This window comes from Paenibacillus sp. Dod16 (assembly GCF_049893405.1).
GTDB lineage: Bacteria > Bacillota > Bacilli > Paenibacillales > Paenibacillaceae > Paenibacillus_AQ.
On the sequence record NZ_JBNDYG010000032.1, the window covers coordinates 126,828 to 135,244 of the forward strand.

3 protein-coding genes are annotated in these 8,417 nt (G+C 45.6%); all 3 read left to right on the plus strand.

What is annotated here, in order from left to right; all coding sequences use genetic code 11:
- The first annotated feature begins 15 nt into the window (after window positions 1-15).
- The 3 genes from ACPV3A_RS22625 (at window position 16) to ACPV3A_RS22635 (ending at window position 8,338) form a co-directional block, all read left to right on the plus strand.
- Window positions 16-2,625 carry a carbohydrate-binding protein gene (locus tag ACPV3A_RS22625; protein WP_426201308.1) on the plus strand — a complete coding sequence of 870 codons (2,610 nt, stop codon included), beginning with the start codon at window positions 16-18 and terminating at the stop codon, window positions 2,623-2,625.
- A gap of 141 nt (window positions 2,626-2,766) precedes the next feature.
- Entirely contained in the window at window positions 2,767-5,079 is a 2,313-nt protein-coding gene (locus tag ACPV3A_RS22630) for a glycoside hydrolase family 95 protein (RefSeq protein ID WP_426201310.1), read from the plus strand.
- A gap of 373 nt (window positions 5,080-5,452) precedes the next feature.
- Window positions 5,453-8,338 (plus strand): TrlF family AAA-like ATPase, encoded by a 2,886-nt coding sequence (locus ACPV3A_RS22635; RefSeq protein ID WP_426201312.1) that lies wholly within the window; start codon window positions 5,453-5,455, stop codon window positions 8,336-8,338.
- The last annotated feature ends 79 nt before the right edge of the window (window positions 8,339-8,417 follow it).

Genomic DNA, 8,417 nt, shown 5'->3' on the forward strand with positions numbered 1-8,417 from the left:
AGGAGGAGAGGTTCAGTGCGTATTCATCCGTTCAAATACTTCCAAAAGCCATTCATGCTATTCTTATCAATTCTGTTAGTGGGGTCTGTGCTAGGCAGTTCCCTCGCTTCGGCAGAACCGCAGCAGTCGAGTCAGGCGGCCGGAGGCATCCTTTCCTACGAGGCCGAGGCTTTTCAGAACACGTTTACCGGCAATGCAGGAGCGGTCGATTGCGGCTTCTGTTCAGGCGGGCAAAAAGCCGGCAATCTGTACGGCGGTTCCACGCTAACGTTTAACGGGATTCAGGCCGATAAGGCCGGTATATACAATATGAACATGTTCTACATCTCCGGGGATTCCCGCGCGGCTTCGATCTCCGTGAACGGAGCGGAGAAGGAAAACTTCAGTTTTCCGAAAACAGCGGATTGGAACACGATCGGTACTTATCAGATTCAAATTTACTTGAATCAGGGCAGCAACACGATTCTGTTCGATGACGCAGGCGGATACTCTCCTGATTTTGACAAGATTGAGCTGACCTTTGATTCAGCCGGCGATGACGGATCAGACCCAGATGGCAGCATTGGCGATTTAGGCAAGCAAAAGAAAGCCACCAGCTATGGCTCCATCACTTTAACCGAGTATGCCAACGGCTTTAAGGTATCCAATCCGACGTATGAGCTTCTCTACAACACCTCGACCGGATTGTCGCAATACAATTGGAACGGCCAAGCGGTTGCCAAGGGGTTATACAGCGAGATCCAGCTCGACCGGATGATTGCAAGTAAAGATTATAAACATCATAAATTCTATAAAAATCAAGTGGCCCCGTTCCAGGATGCAACCGGCAAGGGGATCAAGGTGACAGTCGTGAATGAGGATGGGGGAATGCCATCTCTCAGCCAAATTTATTACGTCTATGAAGACGGGCCGTATCTGCTTACGGAAACAGTCGCTTCCCATCATTCCGCAATATCTACGGGGAACATAGCACCCATCGCGATGGAAGCGAGAGGCGGTATCGACATCGGCAGCTATGACGATAACCGGGTTCTCGTCGTTCCTTTCGACAATGATGCTTGGTCCAGATACCAAGCGAAGTCGATGAATACCGGCCTCAACAACGGTCTGTATGTCAGCTCTGAGCTTACGGCCATCTATGACAATACGAGCCGGAACGGTCTCGTCATCGGATCGGTGACGCATGACACGTGGAAGACCGGCATCTATTGGAGCGGCTCGAATGATAAATTGAACAAACTGCGCGTATATGGCGGATTTACGTCATCCACCTCTACGTGGGACACGATCCCGCATGGAAAGGTAACGGGCAAGCAAATTGCTTCGCCGAAAATCATGGTCGGATTTTTCGAGGATTACCGGACCGGACTGGAGGCGTTTGGCCAGGTGAATGCAGCGATCCAGCCTCCGTTAGCCTTTGGCGAGGACATTCCTGAAGGCGTTCCGGTCGGCTGGAACAGCTGGGGAGCTTATGCCAGCGATTTAAGCTTTGACAAGGCAGTTTCGGTCTCGAATTATTTTAAAGACCATATTCAGAACCTTTCCTTCAACAACGATGGCGATATCTATATCAATCTCGATTCCTATTGGGATAACATGACGGATCAGCAGCTGACGGATCTGGTTCAGCTCATTCACAGCAATGGACAGAAGGCCGGCATCTATTATTCGCCGTTCGTGTACTGGGGCAACAATATGGAGCAGGAAGTCGAAGGGACGAACGGCAAATATAAATACGGCGATATCGTGCTGCGCGATTGGGACGGCAACGTGCTGCCGACGCTGGACGGCGCTTATGCCGTGGATCCGACGCATCCGGGCGTGAAGCAGCGGATCGATTATTACATGAATAAGTTCAAGAGCAAGGGCTTTGAATATATCAAAATCGATTTTTTGAGCCATGGGGCAATGGAAGGCAAGCATGATGACCCTAGCGTTCAAACCGGCATCCAGGCCTATAACCAAGGGATGGCTTACGTGAATGAAGTGCTGGACGGCTCCATGTTCATCAGCGCTTCCATCGCGCCGCTGTTCCCTAGCCAATATGCGCACAGCCGCCGCATCTCCTGTGATATCGACGGCAGCATCGGCAGCACGGAATACCAGCTGAACAATCTCACGTACGGCTGGTGGCAGAACGGAACGATCTACCATTATACCGATCCGGACTATATGCACTTGACCAAAGGCGGATCGATCGAAGGCGCGCAGTCTCGCGTCAATGCGGCCGCGATCTCCGGCACGGTCTTCCTGAATTCGGATGACGTAACGGATGCGACGGCACGGCAGTACATGGAAACGCTGTTGACGAATCCTGAAGTGAACGGGCTTGCCATGAAGGGCAAGGCGTTCCGGCCGGTAGAAGGCAACACGGGTACGGAGGCAGCCAACGTATTCGTGCAGGACGATCAGGGGACCCACTATGTAGCCGTGTTTAACTATACGCAAAATGCGGCACAGCACACCGTGGATCTCGTTCGGGCCGGTATCGCTTCGGAAGGGGCGGCGTCCTATACGGTGACGGATGTATGGAGCGGCCAATCTCAGACGGCGTCTGGCTCTTCGCTGGATGTGACGCTAAAAGCGGCCGAATCCAAGCTTTATAAAATCGTCCCTAATCCATAACAAGTAGACATAGATTAATCATGAACAACTGCAAGTTCATCGCGGTTCTCGGCTCCATCCGGGAATCGCGATTTCTTGCTTTTGCTGTAAGGGTAGTGCTTGTCTCGATACTGGAAAATCAAATGAAGAGGAGAATGCAACATGTCAGATATGAAGCTTTGGTATACGAAACCGGCCCAGGGCTGGTCGCAAGGGCTGCCGATCGGCAATGGCCGAATAGGGAATGTGGTGGTATCCACTCCTGACAGAGAAATATGGAATATCTCCGAAACCACCTATTGGTCTGGCCAGCCGGAGCCGCCTCAAGGACGAAGCAACAGCAAAGCGGATTTGGAGCAGATGCGGCAGCATTTCTTCCAGGGCGATTATCGCAAAGGCGATCGACTAGCTAAGAAACACCTGGAGCCGGAAAAATTGAATTTTGGTACCAATCTGGGACTATGCCAGGTTGTTCTGGAGTTTGATCATAACGTGAAGTCATCCGAGGGCAGGAGACAAGATGCAGCAGCTGAGCCGCTGTTCCATCGGGAACTGGATCTGGAGGAGGCGGTGGCACGTTCTGTTTGCGAGATCGATGGAGCGGAGATGACGCGAGAGGTTTTTGCTTCCCACGCCGATCAGGTCATTGTTGCGCGGATCCGCAGCAGCCAGGGCTCGTCAGGTGTATCATTCCGGATTTCGATTCGTGGCGAGAATGGTCCTTTTCATGCTGTCGTAACAGGGAAGGATACGATTGAATTCCAGGGACAGGCGCTGGAAAGCGTACATACCAATGGGGAGTGCGGGGTGTCCTGCCAAGGCCAGCTGCGCGTCGTAACGGAAGGCGGGCAGGTGAGCTGCACGGATGACACCATAAGCGTATCCGGGACGGATGAGGCGGCGATTTATTTTGCGGTGAATACGGATTACCGTCAAGAAGGTGAGAGCTGGCGTGAGAAAAGCGCGTTGCAGCTGCAGCAGGCTGTGCTGCTGGGATATGACGCGCTGAGAGCCAAGCATCTGGCGGATTATCAGCCACTGTATGCCCGTGTACGATTGAACCTGGGAAGCTCCGAGCATGCCAGTCTGCCTACGGACGAGCGGATCGGCAGGTTTAAGCAGGGCAACTGGGACGATCCGGCGTTGTTTGCGTTGTTTTATCAATACGGCCGGTACTTGACGATTAGCGGGTCACGGCAAGACTCCATCCTGCCCATGCATTTGCAAGGCATATGGAATGACGGCGAAGCCAACAAAATGGCCTGGAGCTGCGACTATCACCTGGATGTGAACACCCAGATGAACTATTTTCCGACGGAGGCCGCGAACTTGAGCGAGAGCCATGAGCCGCTCATGCGGTATATCCAGCAGCTATCGGTGGCCGGCCGCTCGGCCGCGCGCCATTACTACGATGCCGAAGGCTGGGTGGCCCATGTATTCTCCAATGCCTGGGGATTTGCGTCACCGGGGTGGGGGACCTCCTGGGGGCTGAACGTGACGGGCGGACTATGGATCGCGACGCATATGATGGAGCACTACGCGTACAACCGCGATCAGGCTTTTCTGGAGGAGCTGGCGTATCCCGTCCTGAAGGAGGCCGCAGCCTTTTTCATGGATTATATGACGGTACATCCGAAGTATGGCTGGCTGGTGACAGGTCCGTCGAATTCACCGGAGAACAGCTTTTATACCGGCAATCCAGAGGATGGGCATCAGCAGCTGTCCATGGGCCCGACCATGGATCAGGTCCTGGTCCGGGATTTGCTGGCGTTCTGCGTGAAGGCAGCACAGACGCTGGGCGTGGATGAGGAGCTTCAGCAGAAGTGGCAGACGGCGCTGGATCAACTGCCTCCGCTGATGATCGGCAAGAAGGGACAGCTGCAGGAATGGCTGGAGGACTATGAGGAGGCGCAGCCGGAGCACCGCCATCTGTCGCATCTGTTTGCCCTCTATCCCGGCAGCCAAATCACGCCGCATCATACGCCGGAACTCGCTGCGGCAGCCCGAGTGACACTGGAGAACCGGAACAGCCGGGCCGACCTGGAAGACATCGAATTTACTGCGGCGCTGTTCGGACTCTTCTATGCCCGATTGCATGACGGAGACCAAGCCGTACAGCATATCGCCCACCTGATCGGGGAGCTGTGCTTCGACAACATGCTCACCTACTCCAAACCCGGCGTAGCCGGAGCCGAGGCGAATATCTTTGTCATCGACGGCAACTTCGGCGGCACCGCCGCCATTGCGGAAATGCTCCTGCAGAGCCACGAAAGCGAGATTCATCTTCTGCCCGCACTGCCGGCCTTGTGGCCGACAGGCAGTGTGAAAGGGCTGAAGGCGAAAGGGAATATTGAGGTGGATATGAGCTGGGAGCAAGGGAAGCTGGTTGAGGCGAGGGTGAAGGGAAATGAGAGTGGGAGTGTGAAGGTGTTTTATGGGGGGGGGGCTATTTCAGCTTCAGAGCTAAAAATATAGTAATGAATTGTAAAATCAGTTTTGCGGGCATAAAGCGCTATGATGACGAGTGAAGAAAGTATAGGGTAGATATTAAGACTATTGGACTAAATAAACAGAATGTGAGAAAAGTAAATAAGCCATATAGAGTGTTAATTCAGGTAGCTTCACTATGCCGTCAGGAAGTGTTTTACACAAACGAGGAAAAAATATGTTCTGTGTTTGGATCTTAATAATACGGAAAGCCACATAAAGGGGGTTCTCCGTCTTATTTTCAATCTGTTAAATTTATCATCAATCGTACCCACCCAACTGCCTTTATTTCCAACGCCGCCTTCTCTGCCTTTTTACTTTTTAGATGGTATAATATACCTATATTAAGGAGGGGGTACAATTGAACGACGTTCGAGGCTCTAAGTGGAGAAAATGGGACTTGCATTTCCATACTCCATCTTCATTTGATTATCAAAACAAGTCAGTTACTAATGAAGAGATAATAGAGATGCTTGAGGCAAAAGAGATTAAAGCTGTTGCAATAACAGATCACCACGTAATGGATGTACACAGAATAGGGGAACTTCAACGATTGGGGAAAGAAAAAGAGATTACTGTATTTCCAGGTGTTGAATTAAGGTCTGAACTCGGTGGAAGTGAATCGATACATTTTATTGGGATTTTTCCAGAGGATTCAGACATTGGGGATATCTCGGTAAAATTACAGGGAAGGCTTGGAATTACCTCAGCTGATATTAAAAGAAAAGGTGACGATTTTGTTTATTGTGATTTTAAAGAATCGTCCAGACTAATACATGAACTAGGTGGAATCGTAACAGTACACGCGGGTAAAAAAACAAACGGTATTGAAAGCATTCGCAATAACCATAAATACAAACAAGCAATAAAGAGAGATCTAATAGAAGGAGGATTTATAGATGTATTCGAAGTTGGACAATTAGAAGATGTGACAGATTACCAAAATATTGTTTTCCCTCATCTAGGCAAAAGTTATCCATTAATTATTTGCTCAGACAACCATCTGATCAGAGAGTATCACACAAAGGCAAGTCTGTGGATTAAATCCGATTTGACATTTAAAGGATTGAAACAGGCGATTACTGAGTCAAAAGATAGAATAAAACTAGGAATAAAGCCAGAACAAATAGTAAACTATGAAACAAAGAAAACCAAAATTATAGATTCAATTACTATTAATAAAATAAACGATAAACTAACAGAAACTTGGTTTGATAAATGTGAGGTAAAGTTCAATTCAGGACTTGTTTCTATTATCGGTAACAAAGGAAATGGAAAAAGTGCTTTAGTTGATATACTTGGACTTCTCGGGGGCTGCTCACATAATTCGTTTGAATTCTTAAATGATAAGAAATTCAGGAATTCAAAGAACAATTTCTCACAGCACTTTGAAGCAACACTAAAATGGGCTAGTGAAGACACAGTTACAAAAAAGCTTTCTGAAAATGTGCACAGTACTGAAGTAGAGAGAGTAAAATACATTCCACAGCAATATTTAGAGAAATTATGTAATGAAATGAATCTTGCTAGTGGCAACAGTTTTGATGCTGAAATAAAAAAAGTGATTTTTTCTCATATTAGTATCGAAAATAGACTTGGTTGTGAAACTTTTGACCAATTATTGAATTTAAAAACCAGAGAGTTATCTGAAGAAATGAATATTTATAGAAGACAAGTTAATGAAGTCAATTCGTTAATATGTGAATTAGAAATGAAACGTACTAGTAGTTATAGAGAACAGATAAATGAACAACTAAAAGCAAAACAAATCGAGTATGATCAACATTTAAAGACGATGCCAGAAGAGGTAGAGAAGCCATTAAGTGATAATCAAGGGAATGTTGGTTATGCTGAACTGACCCAAAAAGTAGACTTGTTAAACTCTGAAAAGGCAAAGCTTCAAGAAGACAGGTATAGAAAAGTAGAAGAAAGAGTGTTTCTGGCTAAGAAACAAGAAGCAGTAAAAAGCATTCTGGGGAAAATTGATAACTTTACATTGCAATTTGATAAATTATCCAAAGATTTAGGTGGAGATTTAGAGTTGTTGGGGATAAACCAAGAAAAAATTATTACTGTTAAAGTAGATAAATCTTCACTTCTGTCTAATCAAGAAGAAATTGAAAAGCAGCTCGATAAACTTGCTCAATATTTAGATGGAAACTCTGGTGGAGCATACAATATTGTATATGGATTACTTGACGAAAGTTTAAGACAACTGGAAGACAAGCTTGATAGACCAAATAAACTTTACCAAGAATATTTGGGAAAAATTGAGGATTGGAGAAAAGTAGAAAAGGAATTAATGGGGGATGTGTTTACACCAAATTCTCTAACTTACATACGAAACCAACTTTATGAACTTGATTCAGTGTTACCACAAAAGCTGGTAGAGGCCCAAAAATCTAGAAGACACCTTTCAAACCAAATATTTGATTTGATCCAAAAACTAATATCAACTTATCAAGAGCTTTATAATCCTGTTCAAAATGCAATAAGTGACCACCATTTAATTCGCGAAAAATATCAACTAAATTTTGAAGTATCAATGGTACTAAACTCATTTGTGGAAGAATTCTTTAAATTGGTAGGTAACTCCAGGGGGTCTTTTTATGGAGCTGAAGACGGTAATAGAAGGTTAAAGGATATTATTGATAGATATGAATTTATTGACTTTAATTCCATCCTGTCTTTCATCGATGAAGTTATACTAAATTTAGAAACTGATCAAAGAGATTCTTCTAAACCTAACGTACCTGTTGAGTCACAGCTTAGAAAAGGAATAACAAAACAAGAGCTATATAATTTTTTGTTTAACTTGACCTATTTATCACCAATCTATGCTTTGAAGCTTGGAGATAAAGAAATTGACAAACTTTCGCCAGGAGAAAAGGGTGCATTGTTGTTAATGTTTTATCTCTTGGTTGATCTTGATGACCGACCTTTATTAATAGATCAACCTGAAGAAAACTTAGATAATCAATCTGTATTTGAACTATTAGTTCCATGTATCAAAGAAGCGAAAAATAGAAGACAAATATTTATTGTTACACATAACCCGAACTTAGCAGTTGTTTGTGATGCTGAACAAGTGATTTATAGTTCAATTGATAAAAAAAATACAAATAAAGTAAATTATCTTACAGGGTCAATCGAGAATATTGATATTAATAATAAAATAGTAGATATTCTTGAAGGAACATGGCCTGCTTTCGATAATAGAACAAGTAAATATATTATGGTGGTTTAAGAAATTAATTGATATAAACCTGAATTTCGAAAGTGCATAAGATCAATGCAAGATGCTAAAGCAATGGCGACTTAAGAAG

What these genes read in the sequence shown, in the direction of transcription:
- ACPV3A_RS22630 (WP_426201310.1), top strand. Translation starts at nt 2,767, where the DNA reads ATGTCAGATATGAAGCTTTGGTATACGAAACCGGCCCAGGGCTGGTCG.